This is a genomic window from Myroides sp. WP-1 (genome assembly GCF_014145635.1).
GTDB lineage: Bacteria > Bacteroidota > Bacteroidia > Flavobacteriales > Flavobacteriaceae > Flavobacterium.
This window is the reverse complement of the sequence record NZ_JACHTC010000001.1, coordinates 310,889-334,250: the sequence shown is the minus strand read 5'-3', so window position 1 is coordinate 334,250 and position 23,362 is coordinate 310,889. Positions and strand designations below refer to the sequence as shown.

Genomic DNA, 23,362 nt, shown 5'->3' with positions numbered 1-23,362 from the left:
ATTTTCTTTTAATGTTATTAAATATTAAATGGTTGTAGCTTTGTTGGAGTATAATATTTAAATGTTATATACCCAAAAGTTATAAATTATGAAAAGAAAAGTAATTCCTCTATTTGCACTTATGTTTAGTGGTGCAGCAATGGCACAAGTTGGTATTGGTACTGAGAGAGCTGCAAGTTCAGCACAATTAGAAATTCTTGCAGATCATAAAGGGGTACTGATCCCTAGAGTTAAACTTGTAGACTTGACAAATTTTGAACCGATCAAAGGTGAAAAAATTGAAAGTTTGTTAATTTATCATACAGGTGAGAATAATATTAAGCCTGGATTCTATTATTGGCGAAATAATACTTGGACACCTCTTCTTTCTGGTGATACTGTAACGGATCGTATGAATAATACCTTTACAATTGGTGCTAATCCAAACAGAAACAACGAAGAATCGTTAATTATCACAGATACAGAAAATCACAGCATTTATCTTGCAATAAGCGAAATCGCAAATAATGATGTTTTTGTAACGGAATTGGTTGAGAATCAGGAGTTCATCACCAAACTAGGAGATAACATTGATTTCATCAATCAGATTACAAACAACAATGAATTCATTGAGAATATTATCAACGAGTTAAAGGGAAAATACGGAAACGTAGGTTTTGATACCGTTAGTAATTCTTTCTTTTACTATGACGAAAATGGTCAACCCGTGACTATTAGCTGGGATCTGTTAGGAAATACAAAGATTGCGAGTTTTAGTGTAAACGCTGATTATTTAACGATTGTAGATACAGAAGGAACTGCGTTTAGCGTATCAATTGATGACTTAGGAAAAGTAATCGCAAATAATGATGTTTTTGTAACGGAGTTAGTTGAAAATCAGGAGTTCATCACCAAACTAGGAGATAACATTGATTTCATCAATCAGATTACAAATAACAACGAGTTTATTGAGAACATTATCAACGAGTTAAAAGGAAAATACGGAAACGTAGGTTTTGATACCGCTAGTAATTCTTTCTTTTACTATGACGAAAATGGTCAACCCGTGACTATTAGCTGGGATCTGTTAGGCAATACGAAGATTGCGAGTTTTAGCGTAAACGCTGATTATTTAACGATTGTAGATACAGAAGGAACTGCGTTTAGCGTATCAATTGACGACCTAGGAAAAGTAATCGCAAATAATGATGTTTTTGTAACGGAATTGGTTGAAAATCAGGAGTTCATCACCAAACTAGGAGATAACATTGATTTCATCAATCAGATTACAAACAACAACGAGTTTATTGAGAACATTATCAACGAGTTAAAAGGAAAATACGGAAACGTAGGTTTTGATACTGTTAGTAATTCTTTCTTTTACTATGATGAAAATGGTCAACCCGTGACTATTAGCTGGGATCTGTTAGGCAATACAAAGATTGCGAGTTTTACTGTAAACGCTGATTATTTAACGATTGTAGATACAGAAGGAACTGCGTTTAGCGTATCAATTGATGACTTAGGAAAAGTAATCGCAAATAATGATGTTTTTGTAACAGAATTAGTTGAAAATCAGGAGTTCATCACCAAACTAGGAGATAACATTGATTTCATCAATCAGATTACAAATAACAACGAGTTTATTGAGAACATTATCAAAGAGTTAAAGGGAAAATACGGAAACGTTGGTTTTGATACCGTTAGTAATTCTTTCTTTTACTATGACGAAAATGAACAACCCGTGACTATTAGCTGGGATCTGTTAGGCAATACGAAGATTGCGAGTTTTACTGTTAACGCTGATTATTTGATGATTGTAGATACAGAAGGAACTGCGTTTAGCGTATCAATTGACGACTTAGGAAAAGTAATCGCAAATAATGATGTTTTTGTGACGGAGTTAGTTGAAAATCAGGAGTTCATCACCAAACTAGGAGATAACATTGATTTCATCAATCAGATTACAAACAACAATGAATTCATTGAGAATATTATCAACGAGTTAAAAGGAAAATACGGAAACGTTGGTTTTGATACCGTTAGTAATTCTTTCTTTTACTATAACGAAAATGGTCAACCCGTGACTATTAGCTGGGATCTGTTAGGCAATACGAAGATTGCGAGTTTTACTGTAAACGCTGATTATTTAACGATTGTAGATACAGAAGGAACTGCGTTTAGCGTATCAATTAATGACTTAGGAAAAGTAATCGCAAATAATGATGTTTTTGTAACGGAGTTAGTTGAAAATCAGGAGTTCATCACCAAACTAGGAGATAACATTGATTTCATCAATCAGATTACAAATAACAACGAGTTTATTGAAAACATTATCAAAGAGTTAAAAGGAAAATACGGAAACGTTGGTTTTGATACCGTTAGTAATTCTTTCTTTTACTATAACGAAAATGGTCAACCCGTGACTATTAGCTGGGATCTGTTAGGCAATACAAAGATTGCGAGTTTTACTGTAAACGCTGATTATTTAACGATTGTTGATACAGAAGGAACTGCGTTTAGCGTATCAATTGATGACTTAGGAAAAGCAATCGCAAATAATGATGTTTTTGTAACGGAATTGGTTGAGAATCAGGAGTTCATCACCAAACTAGGAGATAACATTGATTTCATCAATCAGATTACAAACAACAACGATTTTATTGAGAACATTATCAAAGAGTTAAAAGGAAAATACGGAAACGTTGGTTTTGATACTGTTAGTAATTCTTTCTTTTACTATGACGAAAATGAACAACCCGTGACTATTAGCTGGGATCTGTTAGGCAATACAAAGATTGCGAGTTTTAGCGTAAACGCTGATTATTTGACGATTGTAGATACAGAAGGAACTGCGTTTAGCGTATCAATTGACGACCTAGGAAAAGTAATCGCAAATAATGATGTTTTTGTAACGGAATTGGTTGAAAATCAGGAGTTCATCACCAAACTAGGAGATAACATTGATTTCATCAATCAGATTACAAATAACAACGATTTTATTGAGAACATTATCAACGAGTTAAAGGGAAAATACGGAAACGTAGGTTTTGATACCGTTAGTAATTCTTTCTTTTACTATAACGAAAATGGTCAACCCGTGACTATTAGCTGGGATCTGTTAGGCAATACAAAGATTGCGAGTTTTACTGTAAACGCTGATTATTTAACGATTGTTGATACAGAAGGAACTGCGTTTAGCGTATCAATTGATGACTTAGGAAAAGTAATCGCAAATAATGATGTTTTTGTAACGGAATTGGTTGAGAATCAGGAGTTCATCACCAAACTAGGAGATAACATTGATTTCATCAATCAGATTACAAATAACAACGAGTTTATTGAGAACATTATCAAAGAGTTAGAACACACTTATGGCAATGTTAGCTATGATGTTGTGAATAATCAATTCTACTACTACGATGATCAAGACAACAAGCAAGTTATTGATTTAGGTAAGGCTGTACGCCTGTATGAAACATTGACAAGTCTTGAAAATGTAGTTACCAAAGAAACTGATGAACACGGACAGGAGTTTGATTTGTACACATTGACTTATAAAGATGAAAAAGGTACGTTACATCCGATTGATATCAATGTACTAGTAAAAGGAAATGAGACATTAACAACACTAACGTATGATCCCATAGATCACGTATTGAGATATACTGATGAAGAAGGAGTTAGCAGTGTCTTCAAATTAACTGATTTAGTTGGGGATGCAGAATCATTAACCAAATTAGAATTTGATCCAAGTACAAATAGTTTGTTGTTTACAGACGAGAACAAGAGCATTCATAAGATTGAATTAGCCTCAATTAACAAGCACCCTTGGTACGATACAACAACGCAAAAAGTAGCTACTTCAAATACCGCAGACATATATACCAAAGGGTGGGTTGGAATTGGATTCACCGAGCCTTCTGGTGCTCCAGGTGAAAGATTAAGAGTAAACGGAAGCATTTCTGCGATCAATAGTTACTATGCAGATTATGTATTTGATCATTATTTTGATGGTTATTCATCACTAAAATACGAGTATGATTTCAAGAGCTTAGATGCTGTTGAGGCATATATTAAAGAGAATCGACACTTACCAGGAATCACTCCGATTCACGAATTAACCAAGTCAGATGAAGGGTATGCGATAAACATTTCGGAATTGTCTATTCAATTACTTGAAAAAACAGAAGAATTGTATCTACACATCATTGATCAAAAAAATGAGTTAGAAGAAAAGGAATTAAAAATTAAACAGTTAGAAAGAAGCAATCAGGAGCTTCAAACACAAACCGCACAACAAAATCAAGAAATGGTGCACAAAATAGAGCAACTAGAGCGATTGATTTTGGACTTAATGCAAAAAAACTAACTTTTTAAAAGGATAAATTATGTATAATAATACAACTATATATAAGGGAATGAAATCAATGATTTCATTAGTATTGATACTATTTCTAGGAGTTTTTTCCAGTATCGCCCAAACAAATATGACAAAGATTAAGGATGGAACTATTTCAGGAACAACAGCTGTTCCGAGTCTAGGAGCTATTCTTGAGTTAGAGAGTGCAAACAAAGGATTTTTGACCCCTCGATTAACGACACAGCAAAGAGATGCCATAGGAACAAAAACGGATGGTTTATTAATTTACAACAAAACAACAGGTTGTTTTAACTATTGGAGTGTGGCACAAGACAATTGGTTGAGTATTTGTGGTACACCGCCACCAGCAGTGTTTGAGATTACAACCATTCAGTGTCAGGATATTACACCACAAGGAATTTACAAACAAGGAGTTTACCTCAATACAAGCAACTATCTAACCATACCTGTAACCGTTACACAAGCGGGAACGTATGAAATTATTGCCAGTACAACCAATGGCTATTACTTCATGACAAGAGGAACATTCCCTTCATCAGGTAACTATACTTTACTTTTAGAAGGTGTAGGAACGCCAAATGTTGGGTACAATACAGGGGAAAATGGAGATTTATTAAAAATCACATTAAACAGCAAAGAGAGTACGTGTAAGGATAAATACGTATTCGTCGAAAAAGCTGCCGTAGACTTTGTATTGAATTGTTCTAAGATTACAGTAGAAGGTAAATATTATGCAGGAAAAGAGCTTGAGTCTGAAAACAAGATGAAGCTTGAAGTTAATGTCAACGCAACTGGTTACTGGAATATAGCGACAAATACAGTAAATGGATATTCGTTTACAGGTTCAGGTACTTTTACAACAACAGGTATACAAACAGTAGAGCTATTAGGTACAGGAAAACCAACAACTTCAGGTACAGATTTATTTAATATTTCGGCTAATGCGAATACAGCAACGAATTGTTCTGTTATCCCGGTAGTTGTTGAGCCAATACGTTTTACTGTAGATTGTACTAGTGCAGTGGTAAATGGAGTGTTCAAACAAGATGAACCAGTTACCTCAGCTCATACAGTAACACTAACTGTAAACGTTGAAGCTACTGGAGACACAAGCATACAAACCAATACAGTAGGAGGAGTTTACTTCTCATCAGGACCACTTTCATTTGAAGAACTTGGGCGTAAAGAAGTAGTGTTAAGTGCAATTGGAACACCAACAGCTGCTGGTACTCATACGTATACCTTGAATCAAACCTCAGGCTTAGTTAGTCCATGTACTTTTAATATTGAAGTGGAGAAAAAACCAGTTGCATATAATCTAGTTTGTAATTCACTGATAGTTAGAGGAGATTACGCGCCGAATATCCCTATGAATGCAACAAATACTATTTCAATCAATGTAAATGTTGAGTATGTAGGAGATTATACCCTTACAACGAATACAGTGAATGGGGTATCCTTTACTGCAAGTGGAACATTTAGTAATGCTGGTTTACAGGAAGTGATACTAAGAGGAAATGGTATGCCATTAAATGGAGGATTACACCATTTTACCCTAACGACAAATAGTACAATGGGTGGAAATAATTGTAATGCAGCTATTGAGTTTGTATACCGCAAAATGAATATTCTAGGTCTCGGAGGCGGTGCATATCAGGCAGGTACAGCTTCAAATACAGAAGCATCTAGAGTAATTTTACAAGCTGCTGGTAACTTTGGACCGAATGGAACTGTAAAAATTGATCAAATCAACATTGTCAATGGTGGTACAAATCAAGGAAGTGCCCTTCGAAATTTAATCAATAGCAATAAAATTGACATTGTAATAATTGGGTATAATTATTTGCCAAATGCTCAGACAACCCAAGTTTTACAAGACTTTGTTAAAAACAAAAAAGGAGTATTGATCCATGCACAAGAGAATTCTTACAATTTAGCGGTGGATTTAATGAATGCTATTTCCTATTCTTCAGGCACCTCAATTTCTGGTACAAGATCAACGTATATCAACCCATTGGTAACTCTAAATGATCCAATCCTAAACGGTCCTTTTGGAGATATTAGAGGAAGAAGTGCAGGAAGTGATGTGAACAACTCGTATTACGTAACTGGATATTCCAACGAGTTCATAAGTTTATCACATGTAGAAGACGATGCCTCACGTGCTTGGTTCTTGAAACACCGCTCATTGGGATATGTGTTTATTGGAGATGGAGGATGGACAGCTGGAGATGCAAGAAGCAGTCATTCAAATATTTGGCCAGCAGCTATTTCAGCAGGAGGTACTCCAATTGCCAAGAGCTATTATAGAGGAGTATTGGTTTACAATAGTATTATGTATGCGAATACAATTACTTGGGCAATTAAATACGCACAAGAAAATACCAATGTAAACTATACTTTAAGATAGTTTTCAAAACAATGAGTTTAGTTGTATGCTAAACTCATTGTTTAAACAAAAGATTAAAAGGCGTTTAGCATTTTAATAGAGTATTAATTTTATTCACTCAAAATGATGAAAAATAAAGTAATACAAGCGTGTTTATTTCTTGCATTAGCAAATAGTATATATGCACAGGCACAGGTTAAATTTACCAATGAAGGTATATTTTCTGTGTCATCAGATGATGTTGTATCCATGGGGGTTAACTTTGAAAACACGGAATCTGGGAAGGTGACAAATGATGGAAAAATGATTTATTTGCAGCATTTTCTCAATGATGGGGCTTATGGAATTACAACAAACAGCACAACTTCAACAACCATCTTTAGAACAGAAGGAGATCCTTTAGAAGCGAAAAAAATAGCAGGAAATCAGTTTGCCTCTTTCTACAATATTGTGTTTGACAGTCCAGTTAGTCAAGTAGCTTTTGATTTAAAGAATAACCTGGATGCACATGGCACAGTAGATTTTCAAAATGGAATTGTCGCAATTGATTCTAGTTATAACCCTATAACAAAGGTATCATATGGTATGTTTACCTTTCAAAAGGGGGCGAAAGCTATTAATACAGACAATGCTTCTCATATTGAGGGGGTTGTAGAAAAAATAGGAAATGATATTTTCACTTATCCAACAGGTAACAAAGAAAAATATCGTTATGCCCGTATTTCTGCACCAAAAGAAAAGACGGATATTTTCATTGGACAATATAGGTATCAAGATGAAAATTTTTTCAACGCTCGTACAAATACTGTAGGGGTAATTAAAAACTTAAATACTACAGAATACTGGTTAATAGACAAAGCTGAAAATAACGCAAGTGATGTATTGCTAACCTTGAGTTGGGATGAAGAAACAACTTCTCCAGAAGTGTTAGTTCGTCCAGAAGAAGACTTGCATATTGTGCGATGGGATCCAAAAGCGCAAATTTGGGTTGATGAAGGAGGAGTGGTAGATATGTCAGCTAAAGAAGTAACAACCATTGCGACTGTAAAAGGCTATGGGTTCTTTACGCTTGCGACAGTTAAAAAAGACTGGATTTTAGACGGCGATGTTGTGATCTATAATTTAGTGACACCAGATGGAGATGGAAAAAATGATTATTTCATCATTGACAATATCCAGAATTATCCGAATAACAAAGTAGAAATTTTTAATCGTTGGGGAACGCGAGTATACGAAACTAAGGGATATGATCCGCTTGGCAATGGTAGTACAAACGTTTTTACAGGTTATTCTGAAGGGAAAGCAACTGTAGACAAGGGAACTAAACTCCCTAGTGGTACCTATTACTATGTAGTTAGCTATGAGTACAAAGATGAGAATGGCAGTCGCATGATTAAAAAGGCGGCGAACTTACACCTTGAAACGAACTAAAGATGGAAGCAATGATAAGAAAAAACAATGTAAAAGCTTTTATATTAGCTAGTTTAAGCTTGATGAGTATCGTTCAAGCCCATGCACAGCAAGACCCACAATACACCCAATATATGTATAATCCTGCAACGATAAACCCTGCTTATTCAGGTAGTGTAGATCATTTGCAATTCTTTGGATTGTACCGTACACAGTGGGTAGGCTTAGAAGGAGCTCCTAAAACAGCTTATTTGTCTGCAGTTACTCCTTTGACAGATAATGGGGTAGGAATGGGAATCCACTTCAAGAATGATCATTTAGGTGTGATGGATGAAAATAGTTTATCTATCGATTTCGCTTACACTGTAGCGCTCAATTATTCCTATAAACTTGCTTTTGGATTAAAGGGGACAGGATCGCTTTTAGATGTCGACTACAATAAACTCCACATTTACGACGGTACAGATCCCATTTCTGAAGATAATATCAAGAATAAGTTTGCTGGAAACGTGGGAGCTGGAGCCTATCTATATTCAGATAAAGCCTATGTTGGAATTTCAGTACCTATGATTTTGTCGAGTAATATTTATAATGACAACGATTATAAAGTAATGAAAGAGAAAGCACATGTGTATCTGATGGGAGGTTATGTATTTGATTTGAATCACAATATTCAGTTCAAACCCGCTGCTTTAGTCAAAGTAATGACAGGAAGTCCGCTTCAAGTAGATGTAACCGCAAACTTCTTGTTCCATGAAAAATTTACCGTTGGAGCCGCTTATCGTTGGGATGCTTCAATTAGTGGATTAGCTGGTTTCCAGGTAAGTGAAGGATTATTTATCGGCTATACCTATGATGCAGATACAAGCAAGTTGGCCAACTATCATTCAGGTTCTCATGAGATCTTCATGAAGTTTGAGCTATTTAAAAATAACAGACGAAAAGTCGCACCTCGATTTTTCTAAAACAAGCAATTATGAAAAGAAAATATTGCTATACAAGCGTATTGCTTTTTTTCTTGTTTTCCAGTGTAATTGGCTTTGGACAAAACAGGAAAGAGCGAAAAGCGGATAGAGAATATGAAAATTTCGCCTATGTCGATGCAATTAAAGTGTATGAAAACATGGCTAAAAAAGGATTTATTAATACGTCAATCTTAAGTAAACTTGGAGATTCCTATTACTTTAATGGAAAATTTGTTGAAGCGTATAAATGGTATGACGAGCTATTTCAAGGGAATTATCAAGATAAGAATTTAGCAAACATTGATACAGAGTATTACTATCGGTATGCTCAAACGCTCAAAGCGATGAATCAAGTAGAACGCGCGGATATTATTTTACAAGAGTTTGCGGCGTTGAAATCATCAGATTCTAGAGCTCAATTACTTATGACAAATGATGAATTGGTTCGTAAAACATTAGTTGCCTCTCGTTTCAGTAAGATTAACTTATCCCTCAACAGCGAATACTCAGATTATGGGGCTACGTTAGTAGATAATCAATTGATTTTTACCTCGGCGCGTATCAGTGAAGAGATGAAGAACAAGGTGCACAATTGGACCAATCAAAACTATACAAAATTGTATACGTCAACCATAAGTGAAGATGGAGCTTTTAGTGAGCCCAGATTGTTTGCGAAAGAAATTACATCAGGTGACCGCAATATGGGAACTGCCGTAGTGACTAAAGATGGAAAGACGTTGTATTTTACGAGTAACTACGGATCTACACGAGGTAATAAACGCGCGCAATTCAATGAGGAGGAAACCTCACTGTTGAAAATATATCGCGCTAGTAAACAGTTAGATGGACTTTGGGGAGCAGTTGAAGAACTGCCTTTCAACCTCGACCAATACAACACTGCGCATCCAGCTTTAACACCCGATGAACAATGGTTGTATTTCGTTTCAGATCGTCAGGGGACTATAGGGCAATCAGATTTATTTCGAGTGAGTGTTTACGAATCAGGACGCTTTGGTTCGGTCGAGAATTTAGGAAGTCAAATTAATACAGCAGGTCGCGAAACATTTCCTTTTATTTCCAGTGATTATATGTTGTATTATTCGAGTGATGGACATCCCGGTTTTGGGGGATTGGATCTGTTTAAGGCCAAAATAAATCGAGATGGAACAATGGGTGTGCCTACCAATTTAGGTCCAGATATCAATACTGCTTTTGACGATTTTGGAATGTACATTGACACCGCAACTAAAAAGGGATTTGTCAGCTCCAATAGCGAAGAAGGACAAGGCGGAGATGATATTTATTTGTTTGTCGAAACGCCGTGTTATCAAGCCCTTGATGGATTGATTCTTGATCAAGAAACACAGCAAGGAATTGAAGGAGTAGAGGTTATTTACTTTGATGCGGAACAAAATCCGATTGGTCATGTGTTAACTGATCAAGAAGGATATTACACCATCGATCAGTTAGATTGTGGAAAACAATACCGCATTCGCGTTATGCACACGGGTTATTTTACGCGTGAATTTACTGTGGAGACTAACCGAGAACATCAACAACGCCATAATGTAGTATTGGAGCCTGATGGGACGAAAATTGAATCGGGAGATGATTTGTTCAAGAAATTGAAATTAGAACCGATATACTTTGATTTTGATCAATCAAATATTCGTCCAGATGCTCAAATTGAATTGATGAAAATTGTTGAAGTATTATTACAGTATCCACATCTAACGTTAAAAGTCAATACACATACAGACAGTAGAGGAAATGATGCATATAACCTAAGATTATCTGAGCGTCGAGCACAGTCAACAATTCAATGGATGGTAAGTCGAGGAATTGATGCTAACCGATTAGTAGGTAAGGGATATGGAGAAACACAGTTGACCAATAACTGTGGAAATGGGGTTCAGTGTACAGAAGCAGAACACCAAGCCAATAGACGAAGTGAGTTTATTATTTCAAATAATTAAGAATAAAATCAACTAAAAATCTTTTTTCTTAATCTTTGCAGTGAATGGAAACATGAACTAGCATAACTTTTTAGATTGAGAGGGACCAGCTTTTTGCTGGTCCTTTTTTTTGATAGAATCTAAAGAAAAGACGATAACAATACCCAGACTATTTACTTTTTCAATCCAATAATTCACAGAAACATGCTCAAATTTTGTTGTTTTGAAAATATAACAGACCTTTGTAAGGTGAAAATTGCGACAATCATATTATCTCTATTTATGTTCTTCAAACCGGTATTGCCTGTTGTGGAGTACGTCGTGTTATATGATTATATCAAAAATGAACTTTGTGTAAATAAAGATAAACCAGAACTAGCATGTAATGGGAAATGTCATCTTACCAAAGAACTAGCAAATGCCTCTGATACCGATACCGATAAAGGCAGAACCCATTTTGCCTCTGCAGAGATTCAATTAATTTATTATCAAGCTATAACTGTGATTAATTGTACGGTTAATTACACGTATTACATCAAACCGATGGTAAGTGTTGAAGACCACTATAGCTTTTCTTTTTCTACCCTACTGTTTCGACCTCCTGTTTGCTAAAAATGAGGAATTATTGGAGAAAGTTACCTATGGATTGCTTTTGGGAAAACCCCTAAAGTAAGAGTTAGCTATGCTTTACTTTTTGATCTAATCACTCCTGTATTCAATTCACTTATTTGTAAACCGCGGCTATTAAATGTATAGTTTAATAGCACTAGAGGCCTTTTGTACCATTTAATCCAACATGTAGTCCCTGTCTTTTGTGATAGTGAAGGGACATACTTGTTCGTTTTGAATGCATGAAGGCACCCCAGTCAAACAATGAAAAAATTTATTTGTTTCGTATCAGCATTCCTTGTTGTTACGGCTTGTACAATAGATAAAACAGATTATGAATCTGAAGGAAATACTACTGTACCAGATAATCACGAGTTCAAAGAAGTTATTTCATTTGAACAAGGTCCGTATCGTATCCATATGGAGGCATTAGACGGAAAATTATACAAAGGTTATAACGAAGTGCGCTTGCATCTTGTGCAAATAAGCACTAAACAAGTAGTAGAGGACGCAGCGATTACCTTTTTGCCTGTTCAAACAAAAGCAACAGGTGAGAAAGAAACTTGTCCTCATAGTTATCAGCTCAAGTATCAATCTCAAGAGCATTATTATAAGGGATATAGTGTTTTTACAGAAGAAAGCACAACAGGTCAATGGGAAGTTATCTTCGATTTTAGTGTTGAAGGACAACATTTTAAACAGGTTCATCCGGTTACAGTACTTCCACAAGGCAATATGAATTTAAACATGACTTCTTTTATCGGAAACGATCAAGAGCGTTATATCATTGCACTTGTTGCACCAATTAAGCCAAAAGTAGCCGAGAATCAATTGGTTGCTGGTATTTTTAAGTACAATAATACCCGTGACAAAGTAGAGTCAGATTTAACGCAATTGCAATTTGCTTATTCAAGTGTAACGGATTATAAACTGTTTTTAGATCCGCGTATGCCTGAGCCGTCAATGGGTAATCATTCCTCTCCAAATAACAAAGATTTGGTACAAGGAGCTGATGAATTGTACTACGGAGTAGTCAACTATACCATGACGGGGAATTGGACCTTGAATTTTATTCTACAAAATGATAAAGGACGCTTAGTTAAAGGAACAAAAGTTCCTACAGATTTTACACCAGGTGTCGCAGGAGTAAAAAGTGAATTGTTTATAGATATCCTTTTTTAAGCGTATGAGAATCTTTTCTATTTTATTTAGTTTGGTTGCTTTAAGTGCTGTTGCACAGCAACCAGTGATAACAGAAGATAGTCTTTCGACGGTTTTAGATGAAATCGCCGTGCTTGCACAAGCGAAAGAAAAAATACGTACAGATTTGAAAATGGCAGTATCAGTAGATGAATTTTTAGCATCTTCTGAGCAGATTAGTTTCATTAAACGAGGAGCGTATGCCTGGGAACCCCTATTGAACAATATGAGTACAGAACGCACTACATTAACCATTGATGGTATGCATATTTTTGGCGCTTGTACGGATAAAATGGATCCTATTACCTCTTATGTTGAAAGTAACAACTTAGAGACAATAAATATCCAATCTGGACAAGAAGGAGGAATGCACGGATCTACCATCGCAGGAAGCATTGATTTAAAGCGAAAAAATAGTGTATTTAGTCCTTATAATCAATGGAATGCGGCAATTCAAAGTGGTTTTGAATTCAATAATAAACAAGTGTACAATTTGGGAAATCTGTCTTTTTCAAGTAAAAAATGGGTAACTGATGCAAGTATAGCTTACCGCACCGCAGAAAACTACAAGGATGGAAATAATCGAGAAGTGGCATATTCACAGTACAAAAAATTTAATACATCTTTGGGGATAGCATACAAAACAAGTGACTTATCTGCTGTACGTGTTGATGCCATCTTCGATGTAGCCAAAGATGTGGGCTATCCAGCGTTGCCGATGGATTTATGGTTGTCACGTGCAATTATTACTTCGCTGTCGTACAAGCAATTATTTGAAGACAAGTGGATTAAATTTTGGGATACCAAAGCGTATTTTAATGCTATTGAACATTATATGGATGATACCACACGCCCTGAAAATTTAGTCCATATGGACATGCCAGGTTGGAGTACGACTTATGGATTACTATCTAAAGCGGATTTTAAAAAAGGGATTTATTCCTCTGAATTGCAATTGAATGCTTATACAAACCTATCGATTGCCGAAATGCGTATGTATCCGCAAGATCGCGAAAAGCAAACCATGTTTGCCTATACATGGCCTTGGGTAACAACGACGTATACAGGCTTATCTCTAAACAATGAAGTAAAGCTTACAGACCATAGTCAACTTGTTTTTGGTGGTGGATTGGGAGTGAATTACAACAAAGCCAAGTACATTGAATTCAATTGGATTTTTCACCCTGGTGCAGCTCAAGAAAAAACACGAGTATTACCTAGTTTACATGCAAGTTATCAGCTAGATATTGATCGATTTAATTTTGTTTTCGGTTTGGGATATGGTCATCGAGCACCTTCTGTTTCAGAAGCTTACGGATATTATATCTACAATAGTTATGACCGTTATGATTATATAGGAAATCCTGATCTGGACAATGAGGTATCACATGAAATTAAAGCGAGTATTGGATATAAAGGCAAGCGATTTGACTTAGTAGCACAAGCGAATTACTTCTACATCCAAGATTACATCATTGGGCGCATTCTGAGTTTAGGAAGCCCGATGAACTATCAATCTGTAGGAGTAAAGGGGTATACTTCATTAACATACGCAACGCTATTCAATTTTTCCTTGACAGGACATTACCATATTTTAGATGATTTACATTGGAAAGGGAGCATAACATATGCTCGAGGACAAGATAACGACAAGGGAAATTTACCTTTTATTCGCCCTTTTAGCTATCAAACTTCTTTGCATTATAGCTACCGCGATTTCAGTGTACAAACAATGGTGCATGGGGATGGAAAACAACGGGACTATAGTCCGGAGTATGGAGAACGTTTAACACCTTCTTATGCCATTTGGGACGCTTCTATTGCCTATAACTTTTACGTAAAAGGAGTGAAGTCTACCTTACAAATTGGAGCAGAGAATCTACTCAATGAATACTACTCAACATATGCCGATTGGGGCAATATACCAAGAATGGGACGTAACTTTTTTACGTCGTTAAAATTAAATTTTTAAACAAAATCTTATAAAGAAAAATACAAATGAAAAACGCAACAAAATATTTCGCCTTATCCATTCTTACATTAGCTCTTGTTTCTTGTTCAAGTGACGACAACAAGGCTGTGGCTAATAAAGTTACCTTGGAGTTTGCCAATACATTTGGCGATAAGCCTCTTGTTTTAGGAGATGCAAATTCAACAATCGCAACAGTAAACACATCTGTAGAGGGACAAGTACATCACTTTAGCGAAGCAAAATATGTAATTAGCAACATTCGTTTAGTAAAAAATGACGGAAAAGAAATCCCGTACCACATCAATGATTTAGATCAAGGAGCTACCGTAATCAATCAGGCGAAAGTAAGTAGTTTAAGCTATGTATTACGCGATATCCCAAAAGGAGAATATAAACAAATTAAGTTTGGGTTAGGTGTTAGAAGTGATTTAAATGTACTTAACGAAGCTAAATTTCCTGTTTTTTATGCCGCAGCAGGTGCGAATGATACTGAAATGATGTGGGAATGGGGAACAGGTTACCGCTTTACCAAAATTGAAGGATTTTATGAAGCAGATCACAAAACCTTATCAATTCACACAGGAAGTACAGTAGAAGATGATGATACAGGAGCTTTAGTACAAGGAGTTGATGCTTATAGAGATGTAACTTTAGATTTACCTGTTTTAGCTCAAGTAGGAAAATCATCACCTCGTATTGTTATTAAAGCCGATTTTAATGCTTTGTTAAGCGGAAAGTCTAATACCATTACACTAAGTTCTGGTACAGGATCAGAGGACAATGCAACACCTAATGTTCACACGGCGGTACAGATGACCAAGTTTGTTGACAATTTAGGAGGAAATGGAACAAGCGATTTAAGCGGGATGTTTTCTATTTTGGAAGTTAAAAATTAAATACCACAGGGAGTTGTTTGTAGGAACAACTCCCTTCATTTGCTATGAAAAAATTATATAAAATTATAAAAATCAGTATTTTATATTTTTCTTTGGGATTAGTTTCTTGTAGTTCAGACGAGTCTTATGAACCTATAGAAGATAATCCTTTAGTAGATTTGATTATTCCTGTTGATTTTCCTGCGCTTAATTCCGCTTTTTACAACAATCAACCGACGAAGTTTGGTGTAGAACTAGGGAAAAAGCTGTTTTTTGATCCGCGTTTAAGCCGAGATAATACGATTGCTTGCGCCACTTGTCACATACAAGCTTCCGCATATGCCGACCATGAAACTCAAGGAGTTGGAATAGAAGGAAAGATAGGCTTGCGCAATGTACCGCCAATTCAAAACCTGGCTTTTATGCAATTTTATAATTGGGATGGTAGTAAACGCCAATTGGAAAAGCAAGTTATAGTACCGATAATTACCCCTGAAGAAATGCATTCCTCTATGCTTGAGGTAATTGGAAAAATAAAGGAAGATCAAGATTATCAAAGCCTGTTTAAAAAAGCTTTTGGAGATGGAGCTATTACTTCGGAGCGAATTTATCGAAGTATTGCCCAGTATGAATATACTTTAATTTCAGCAGAAAGTAAGTACGATCAGGTCAAGCAAAATAAGGCGCAATTTACAAAACAAGAACGCAAGGGATATTATTTATTTCAAGTGCATTGTGCCAATTGTCACAGCGGAGAATTATTTACGGATCAAACCTTTAGAAACATTGGCTTTCCAATTAACCGGGATACTAATGAAGCTGGAAGAGCCCGTGTAACAGGTGATCTAAACGACTATATGAGTTTTCGTGTACCTTCTTTGAGAAATATTGAATTTACAGCCCCTTATGGTAGTTTTGGACAATTTCAAACACTGAAAGAAGTTTTAGACTATATGGATCAAGGAGTGATTAACAGTGCCAATTTAGATCCTATTTTTAAAGAAAATCAAAACAGATTGGCGTTAACCGAAGAAGAAAAAGAGGCCTTAATTGCTTTTATGCTAACATTAAGCGACTACAATTTCAGCAAACAGTAAAAGAAGTTGTATCTGTGCTGTAAAAAAGGTAATAATTGGCAGGAGGGAGGCTAATAATTAGTGCAAAAGGTGTAAATTACACCCTAATTTATAGTCTATACATCAAATGAAAAGAGTATTATTCCTTGTTATTGGTTTTGTTGTTTTGTCGTCTTTTGCTCTACAAGAGTCGTTGCCTGACCGTATGCGCAAAGCGGTAACTCCATATGTAGAGTCCGAATTGGGAATTGACTTAAAAAAGGAAGAAAATAAATTGACGATTGTTCGAATTGATACCCTAACAGAAAAAGATCGATTGCAGCTAAAAGGACAAGATTTACTCGAAGAATTACAAATTGGATATTTGCCTTTTATTGAGCTACAACAACATGCGGTGAATCAGTATATGTTGTTGTACAAAATTCATCCAATTAAAAACGTTAGAGACGAAATTGACAAGGCTGTTCGAGAATACAGCGAACTCGAAGCAAAAGCAGCGCCAATGATACAAGAATTAGAAGAAGTTATCGCCAAAGAGAAATTGGCAGATTCTAAACAATTTGTAGCGTATAAAGTAAGTGCATTATTACAAGTTCAAACAGCAACACACACGATAAAAACGGATACCTTAGGAATTATTGTAAGCAAAGATTTACAGGTGATCAAGCGAAAAGATTTTATAAAAGAATGAACAAAAAGCTACTGTACAAACAGTGGCTTTTTTTATGAAATAATTGAAGGTTATCAGTAGATGAGTATTTGTGAGTTAAAGGATGTTTTTATGAATGAGAAGTCCTTCTTCTCAGTATATATCAATTATATTATAATTAATATTATGTAAAATAGAAAAATTAAAACCCCCTTTCGAGTTGGGATCTTCCTTAAATTTCTATTTTTGTAACGCTCTATTCAAAATCGTATGATCTATTTAATTTGCAGTATTCTTGGTAGCGTTTCAGTTGGTGTATTTTTTAAGTATATCAAAAGATTCTCCGTTAATATCTTTGAAATTATTATTCTCAACTACGTTGTAACTTCCGTATTATCTTTTTTTATTTTTAAAGTTGATTTTACGCAAATTTCAACCACAATGCCTTGGGGTGTTATTTCGGCTTTGGGCGTTTTGTTACCTTCAATATTTATTGCTCAGTTTAGATCGATTCAATACGCTGGTTTAATTAAAACAGATATTGCACAGCGATTATCTTTATTAATTCCCATAATAGCTGCTATTTTTATTTTTAAAGAAGAATTAAATGCGATGCGTTATGTTGCTTTGGGACTTGGTTTACTTTCGGTATATTTTATTTTGAATAAAGGAAATACAGCGCAGTTTGAATCGTCTACAAAAAGCTCATTTTACTTATTGAGTACATTTTTAGGTTTTGGAATTATCGATATTTGCTTTAAGCAATTGGCTTTATATGCTGCGATTCCCTATACGCAAAGTCTGTTTTACGTTTTTGCAACAGCGTTGTTTTTGAGTCTATTGACTTATACTTTTGGTAATAAAAAGAATATTTTTAAAGTATCGAGACTCAATTTCGCTTCTGGTATTTTTATTGGTGGATTGAATTTTATCAATATAATTTTTTATATGAAAGCGCATCAACACTTCTCCTCTAACCCAACTATTGTATTTGCGGGAATGAACTTTGGTGTTATCTTTTTGGGAACGTTGTTAGGCTATAGTTTATTTAAAGAAAAGCTTTCATTTAAAAATATAATAGGCTTAATATTAGCGGGTTGCGCTATTTCTTTGCTTGTTTTTTCTTTGGGATAATAAAAATTGATTTGTTGCTATACGAAAGTAGAACATCACTCGTTATAAATAGAAGATAGTTATTATTTTTTATTGTATTATTACTTGAGGGGGCTATCTTTTTATAAGATACCCCTTTTTATTCAAAGACGTAATAGCTTTTGTTTACTAAGAATGATAATTTTCTGCAGAAGGCTCTATTACTTTAACCTCATAATACGGAACAAAAGCATCTAATGCTTGTTGATACTCGCTTTTTCGAATAGATAATTCAATTTCGCACGTCATTTCTAGTTTTTGTTGTACTAAATTGAGGTTTCGCTCCTTAATAACACGCATTACGTTGTTCATGTCTTTGTAATCAAAGCGCACTTTAAACTTTTTGTCAATAGTACATTCGATAATTTCCGCTTCATCTAATGCCATTTGTGCAGCAGCGCGATAAGCTGTAATCAGACCACCTACTCCGAGTTTTACTCCTCCAAAATAACGAACAACAACAATAAGCACATCCGTTAAATCATAGGATTGAATTTGTCCGTAAATGGGAGCTCCAGCTGTGTTACTCGGTTCTCCATCATCATTTGCTCGATAATATACAGGATCAGTACCTAGTTGAAAGGCATAACACCAATGACGGGCATTGTAGTGTACTTTTTTAATTTGATCCAGTATTTCTTTTACCTCCTCTTCCTTTTTAATAGGGAAAGCATATCCAAAGAATTTGCTGTTTTTTTCTTTGTATAACACCTCTTCAGTAGGTTGACTAATTGTTTTATAAAAATCTTTTTCTTCCGTCATTATTTGGCGTGTAAAATGCGTAGTTCATTATTGGCAATTGTAAAATGTGTGGCGGCATACTGCTGTTTAAAATGCGGAGCGGTAATTCCTTCTCCTAACAGTATTTCACTACTAAAAATACGAGCTTCGTCCCATAGATCCGCCGTAATAAAGTGTTGTATCGTTTGTGATCCTCCTTCTATCACTACAGATAAAAGTTGAAGTTCATATAAAATAGCGCAAATTTGTTGCACTAGATTTGAGTCAAAATCAGCATAATAATACGTGATATGCTTGGTTGATTTAGCGTTTTTATTTGCTGTAATACAGATCGTTGCATCATTTTGGTTGTTGATTGCATAGGCATCTGTAATCACGCCCTTTCGATCAATATAGATGCGTTTAGGGTTTTGGCCATACCAAGAACGCGTAGTCAAAGAAGGATTGTCATCGATTACCGTTTGGGTTCCTACAAGAAAAGCCATTTCTTCACTTCTCCATTGGTGTACTAGTTGTTGCGCATAAGCATTAGACAACCAAACAGGTGCTTGTATATCTCGCTGAAGAGGCGCAATAAAACCATCTTGACTTTCTGCCCATTTGAGGATGATATAGGGGCGCTTCTTTTGGTGAAAAGTAAAAAAGCGAACATTGCTTTCTCGACACTCCTCTTCTAAAACACCAACTTTTACCTCAATACCAGCCTCTTTCATCTTTTGGATCCCCATTCCACAAACTTTAGCGAAGGGATCAATCGTACCCACAACGACACGAGGAATTTGCTTGGCAATAACTAAATCACAGCAAGGAGGTGTTTTTCCAAAATGACTACAGGGTTCTAAACTAACATAAAGGGTACTTTCTTTCAATAACGCCTGATCTTTGACCTGGCCAATAGCGTTGACTTCAGCATGTGAGCCTCCATAAGCAGAGGTAAACCCCTCTCCTATGATCTTATCGTTATGTACAACCACAGCTCCAACAGATGGATTAGGTAGAGCAGCAAAAGTTCCTTGTTTTGCCAGTTGTATGCATCGAGAAATATAGTATTCGTCTTTTTCCAAAATTGATAAAACTGTATCTTTGAACAAATTTAATTCTTTTTAGCTAATCTACTAGGGATTTTAGCGTTTAAACTATGTTGATAAAATTACTACAAGACCAATATATTGCTCAATTGACTCCTATTTATGATGAGCTTGAAGCCCAACAGTTATTTCTATTTTGTTTGGAAGAACTCGAAGGGAAAAGACGCTTGGATTTAGCTATGAATCCAGGATTAACTACTGCGAAAGAAGCAGTATGGTTGAAGGTGTTAGCAGATCTTATTCAACAAAGGCCTGTTCAGCATATTTTTGGTAAAGCTTATTTTTATGGTTACACCTTTAAAGTCAATGAGCATACCTTAATACCACGCCCTGAAACGGAAGAATTGGTAGAGTGGATTCTTCAATCCGTTTCCCCTGATCACCCTCTTCAAATTTTAGATATAGGTACAGGTAGCGGCTGTATAGGATTAACTTTAGCGAAAGAATTACCTCAAAGTAAAGTTACACTTTTAGATGTATCTGCAGATGCACTAGCTGTGGCTAAGGAAAATGCGTCCGCTATGCAGGTATCCGTTGATTGTATTCAACAAGATATCCTAGCTGTAGGAGAATTGAAACAAAAATATGATATTATTGTATCTAATCCCCCTTATATTCGCCAATTAGAAAAAGTAGAAATCAAACCCAATGTAATGGATTATGAACCCCATACAGCCTTGTTCGTTGAAGATCAGGATCCGTTGATCTTCTACCGCAAGATTGCTCAATTGGCCTATACACATTTAAATTCAGAGGGATTGTTATTCTATGAAATCAATCAATACTTAGGAAAAGAAATGGTTGAATTATTGGATGCTATTGGATTTAAAAATAGTGAATTACGTCGAGATCTTCTTGGTAATGATCGCATGACTAAATCGTATATTTAATATGTGTAAATAGCTTTAATTATGTGTTTTACATAATATTAATTAAAGTAAAACTTTAATATAAAAAAGCCTTGACAAACTGAGATTTATCAAGGCTTTTTACAGTCAAAATAGCGTGGTTATTTTAGAAAATTCTCTTTTCTAAAAGCTGGGTTGGGATACGTATAGAATCCTTCTCCCGTTCCGACTCCTAGTTTATTCTTATCTAAAAATTCTCTTTTTAGATATTCAACTGTCTTAACTTTTTCGGGATCTTTGGTTGCGTCTGCCGTCATTTTAATAATGTTATACGCGGTAGTAATTCCAATAATATCGAGAATACCACAAGGACCTATGGGGGCTCCTGTCGCAACCATCCACGTTTTATCAATTGTAGGTGCATCCGCTACCTCGTTAACTAATAAATGGGTTGCAGCTTCTAATAAAGGAACCAAAAGCGTATTTAAAATATATCCGGGTTGTTCTTTGTGTAGAGGTAGCGCTATCATGCCTATTTCTTCCGCAAAACGAACGATTTGATCAAAAATTGCAGGGTCTGTGTCCGCATGCCCCATAATTTCAGCTGTATTATGCGTTCCAATTTCATTGGCAAAATGCAATGCCAAAAATTGTTTAGGTCTCTTTGTAGCTTCTGCTATTTGGCTTGGAAGTAAAGTGGATGAGTTTGTAGCAAAAATGGTGTGTTTAGGTGCTACTTTTGCCAACTCATTATAAAATCCAATTTTAATTTTGAGATTCTCTGGTACAGCTTCAATGATTAAATCTGCGTGAGCTGTCGCTTTTTGTAGGTCACTTGAATAAGATAAGTTTGCTTTGGTTTGTGTTAACTCCTCTGGCGTAGCTCCTAAATCTTGTTGGTATTTCTTACTTAAGAGCTCAAACTTTGCTTTAGCCTTTTCAATAGCTTCATCACTGATGTCATATACAGTTACATTAAATCCTTTAAAGGCTGTCTGGAAGGCTATTTGATAGCCTAAAACACCGCTTCCAGCTACGGTAACATTCTTTATCGTCATATTTTTTGGTATTTAGTATGAGTTGATAACTATTATCAGTTCTTTAAATATAAGGAAAATCGAATCAATTAACAAATTTAACGAAGTACTCCTTCCCTTTTATCTACTCAATTTGAGTTCTTTTTGTTGATTATGTTTATCGTCTACTTTGTTGTTTTCTAAAATTTAAGATAAAATATGCTGTAGTAAACTTGTATTTTTAAATAATTAAAGTATATTAGCTAAATATTTAGCGTCCCTAAAGCAAAATACATCTATTGTTAAAAATATTGTCAATTGACAATGATTTCTTCAAGGCAAACCGACCTATGCATTTAGTATACCTATTTCGTATTAATTATAAGTAATGAAAAAAATATTTTTATTGGCATTTGGATTCTTTGCAGGTTTTTTGCAAGCACAAATTAAACCAGAAGGATTAACTGCGGCGGATTTATACGCTAAAATTGAACAAAAAAACACGCCTTCTTTCGTTGTACTGTGGAATCCAAATTGTGACATAGCAAATGATATCTTAGCAAGATATCAAGATATCATTCAAATCTACGGATCGCACATAGACATTTATACTGTGGCAATTACGAATATGGATGATTTACTTTGTGATATGTCTCAACAAATTGGTCTAAACTACCCCTTGTATTATATAGGTGGAGATCAAACAATAAGTTTAAGAGTGAGGAAAGAACAATTTGAGGCAGAGTTTTTAAAATTAATCCACAGGAATGAGACAGAATTTAGTCAACTGTATATCCATTCGTTAGATCAGGTAGTGTATGATAATGAACTAGAGATTGATTATACAAAATTGGAGGCCCTACTGCCCCATTCTTCTTAGTTAATAGCCTAGATATATTATTTTTTCCACTGTTTTTAGAAGGAGAAGAACTTATAAGTGATTTTAAAAGTAATCAGCTTCATTCTGGCAGTATATCCTATTTAAAGGATAGTTCCATTTAAATATAAGGGGGGATGTACGGCAAATGAATTGATTATATAAAAAAAGCTACTG

General features: G+C 35.3%; 17 protein-coding genes. 14 read left to right on the top strand and 3 right to left on the bottom strand.

What is annotated here, in order from left to right; all coding sequences use genetic code 11:
* The first annotated feature begins 88 nt into the window (after window positions 1-88).
* From H4K33_RS16500 to H4K33_RS01445, 12 genes are all read left to right on the top strand, one after another.
* Window positions 89-4,351 (top strand): hypothetical protein, encoded by a 4,263-nt coding sequence (locus H4K33_RS16500; protein WP_255493516.1) that lies wholly within the window; start codon window positions 89-91, stop codon window positions 4,349-4,351.
* Between the two features lie 19 nt (window positions 4,352-4,370).
* Complete coding sequence (locus H4K33_RS01495) at window positions 4,371-6,773, top strand: hypothetical protein (RefSeq protein WP_220485278.1); 2,403 nt, start codon at window positions 4,371-4,373, stop codon at window positions 6,771-6,773.
* 105 nt (window positions 6,774-6,878) lie between these two features.
* Complete coding sequence (locus H4K33_RS01490) at window positions 6,879-8,183, top strand: gliding motility-associated C-terminal domain-containing protein (protein WP_182646793.1); 1,305 nt, start codon at window positions 6,879-6,881, stop codon at window positions 8,181-8,183.
* Between the two features lie 11 nt (window positions 8,184-8,194).
* The gene (locus tag H4K33_RS01485; protein ID WP_182646792.1) at window positions 8,195-9,127 is read left to right on the top strand and encodes a type IX secretion system membrane protein PorP/SprF; all 933 of its coding nucleotides are present in this window, start codon (window positions 8,195-8,197) and stop codon (window positions 9,125-9,127) included.
* Window positions 9,128-9,138: 11 nt separating this feature from the next.
* Window positions 9,139-11,103 carry an OmpA family protein gene (locus H4K33_RS01480; protein WP_182646729.1) on the top strand — a complete coding sequence of 655 codons (1,965 nt, stop codon included), beginning with the start codon at window positions 9,139-9,141 and terminating at the stop codon, window positions 11,101-11,103.
* Window positions 11,104-11,364: 261 nt separating this feature from the next.
* Window positions 11,365-11,694: a hypothetical protein gene (locus H4K33_RS01475; protein WP_182646728.1), complete on the top strand. Its 330-nt coding sequence runs from the start codon at window positions 11,365-11,367 to the stop codon at window positions 11,692-11,694.
* A gap of 261 nt (window positions 11,695-11,955) precedes the next feature.
* Window positions 11,956-12,873 carry a hypothetical protein gene (locus H4K33_RS01470; RefSeq protein ID WP_182646727.1) on the top strand — a complete coding sequence of 306 codons (918 nt, stop codon included), beginning with the start codon at window positions 11,956-11,958 and terminating at the stop codon, window positions 12,871-12,873.
* 4 nt (window positions 12,874-12,877) lie between these two features.
* Window positions 12,878-14,863: a TonB-dependent siderophore receptor gene (locus H4K33_RS01465; protein ID WP_182646726.1), complete on the top strand. Its 1,986-nt coding sequence runs from the start codon at window positions 12,878-12,880 to the stop codon at window positions 14,861-14,863.
* 26 nt (window positions 14,864-14,889) lie between these two features.
* Window positions 14,890-15,759, top strand: coding sequence for an MbnP family protein (locus H4K33_RS01460; protein ID WP_182646725.1), 870 nt, complete (start codon window positions 14,890-14,892; stop codon window positions 15,757-15,759).
* A gap of 44 nt (window positions 15,760-15,803) precedes the next feature.
* Window positions 15,804-16,835 (top strand): cytochrome-c peroxidase, encoded by a 1,032-nt coding sequence (locus tag H4K33_RS01455; RefSeq protein WP_182646724.1) that lies wholly within the window; start codon window positions 15,804-15,806, stop codon window positions 16,833-16,835.
* A 106-nt stretch (window positions 16,836-16,941) separates the two neighbouring features.
* Window positions 16,942-17,505 (top strand): hypothetical protein, encoded by a 564-nt coding sequence (locus H4K33_RS01450; RefSeq protein WP_182646723.1) that lies wholly within the window; start codon window positions 16,942-16,944, stop codon window positions 17,503-17,505.
* 228 nt (window positions 17,506-17,733) lie between these two features.
* Complete coding sequence (locus tag H4K33_RS01445) at window positions 17,734-18,597, top strand: EamA/RhaT family transporter (RefSeq protein WP_182646722.1); 864 nt, start codon at window positions 17,734-17,736, stop codon at window positions 18,595-18,597.
* A 147-nt stretch (window positions 18,598-18,744) separates the two neighbouring features.
* On the opposite strand, the gene H4K33_RS01440 is transcribed toward H4K33_RS01445, so the two are convergent.
* Together H4K33_RS01440 and ribD are read right to left on the bottom strand one after the other, a co-directional pair.
* Window positions 18,745-19,377, bottom strand: a complete 633-nt coding sequence (locus H4K33_RS01440) for a YigZ family protein (RefSeq protein WP_182646721.1) — start codon at window positions 19,375-19,377, stop codon at window positions 18,745-18,747.
* Window positions 19,377-20,447 (bottom strand): bifunctional diaminohydroxyphosphoribosylaminopyrimidine deaminase/5-amino-6-(5-phosphoribosylamino)uracil reductase RibD, encoded by a 1,071-nt coding sequence (ribD, locus tag H4K33_RS01435; protein WP_182646720.1) that lies wholly within the window; start codon window positions 20,445-20,447, stop codon window positions 19,377-19,379. The genes H4K33_RS01440 and ribD overlap by 1 nt, the downstream gene beginning before the upstream one ends.
* A gap of 47 nt (window positions 20,448-20,494) precedes the next feature.
* On the opposite strand from ribD, the gene prmC reads away from it, so the two are divergent.
* Window positions 20,495-21,334, top strand: a complete 840-nt coding sequence (gene prmC, locus H4K33_RS01430) for a peptide chain release factor N(5)-glutamine methyltransferase (protein WP_182646719.1) — start codon at window positions 20,495-20,497, stop codon at window positions 21,332-21,334.
* Window positions 21,335-21,453: 119 nt separating this feature from the next.
* Here the strand turns inward: prmC and H4K33_RS01425 are convergent, their stop codons facing one another.
* On the bottom strand, window positions 21,454-22,350 hold the full coding sequence (locus tag H4K33_RS01425) for a 3-hydroxyacyl-CoA dehydrogenase (RefSeq protein ID WP_182646718.1): 897 nt from the start codon (window positions 22,348-22,350) through the stop codon (window positions 21,454-21,456).
* A gap of 346 nt (window positions 22,351-22,696) precedes the next feature.
* On the opposite strand from H4K33_RS01425, the gene H4K33_RS01420 reads away from it, so the two are divergent.
* Window positions 22,697-23,188 carry a hypothetical protein gene (locus H4K33_RS01420; protein ID WP_182646717.1) on the top strand — a complete coding sequence of 164 codons (492 nt, stop codon included), beginning with the start codon at window positions 22,697-22,699 and terminating at the stop codon, window positions 23,186-23,188.
* Window positions 23,189-23,362 lie beyond the last annotated feature (174 nt).

Excerpts from the sequence above, each read along its gene's own strand:
- H4K33_RS01485 (WP_182646792.1), top strand. The coding sequence starts at position 8,195 with ATGATAAGAAAAAACAATGTAAAAGCTTTTATATTAGCTAGTTTAAGC.
- H4K33_RS01420 (WP_182646717.1), top strand. The coding sequence starts at position 22,697 with ATGAAAAAAATATTTTTATTGGCATTTGGATTCTTTGCAGGTTTTTTG.
- H4K33_RS01495 (WP_220485278.1), top strand. The coding sequence starts at position 4,371 with ATGTATAATAATACAACTATATATAAGGGAATGAAATCAATGATTTCA.
- H4K33_RS01475 (WP_182646728.1), top strand. The coding sequence starts at position 11,365 with ATGTTCTTCAAACCGGTATTGCCTGTTGTGGAGTACGTCGTGTTATAT.
- H4K33_RS01455 (WP_182646724.1), top strand. The coding sequence starts at position 15,804 with ATGAAAAAATTATATAAAATTATAAAAATCAGTATTTTATATTTTTCT.
- H4K33_RS01480 (WP_182646729.1), top strand. The coding sequence starts at position 9,139 with ATGAAAAGAAAATATTGCTATACAAGCGTATTGCTTTTTTTCTTGTTT.
- H4K33_RS01490 (WP_182646793.1), top strand. The coding sequence starts at position 6,879 with ATGAAAAATAAAGTAATACAAGCGTGTTTATTTCTTGCATTAGCAAAT.
- prmC (WP_182646719.1), top strand. The coding sequence starts at position 20,495 with ATGTTGATAAAATTACTACAAGACCAATATATTGCTCAATTGACTCCT.
- H4K33_RS01450 (WP_182646723.1), top strand. The coding sequence starts at position 16,942 with ATGAAAAGAGTATTATTCCTTGTTATTGGTTTTGTTGTTTTGTCGTCT.
- H4K33_RS01470 (WP_182646727.1), top strand. The coding sequence starts at position 11,956 with ATGAAAAAATTTATTTGTTTCGTATCAGCATTCCTTGTTGTTACGGCT.
- H4K33_RS01465 (WP_182646726.1), top strand. The coding sequence starts at position 12,878 with ATGAGAATCTTTTCTATTTTATTTAGTTTGGTTGCTTTAAGTGCTGTT.
- H4K33_RS01425 (WP_182646718.1), bottom strand. The coding sequence starts at position 22,350 with ATGACGATAAAGAATGTTACCGTAGCTGGAAGCGGTGTTTTAGGCTAT.
- H4K33_RS01445 (WP_182646722.1), top strand. The coding sequence starts at position 17,734 with ATGATCTATTTAATTTGCAGTATTCTTGGTAGCGTTTCAGTTGGTGTA.
- H4K33_RS01460 (WP_182646725.1), top strand. The coding sequence starts at position 14,890 with ATGAAAAACGCAACAAAATATTTCGCCTTATCCATTCTTACATTAGCT.
- H4K33_RS01440 (WP_182646721.1), bottom strand. The coding sequence starts at position 19,377 with ATGACGGAAGAAAAAGATTTTTATAAAACAATTAGTCAACCTACTGAA.
- H4K33_RS16500 (WP_255493516.1), top strand. The coding sequence starts at position 89 with ATGAAAAGAAAAGTAATTCCTCTATTTGCACTTATGTTTAGTGGTGCA.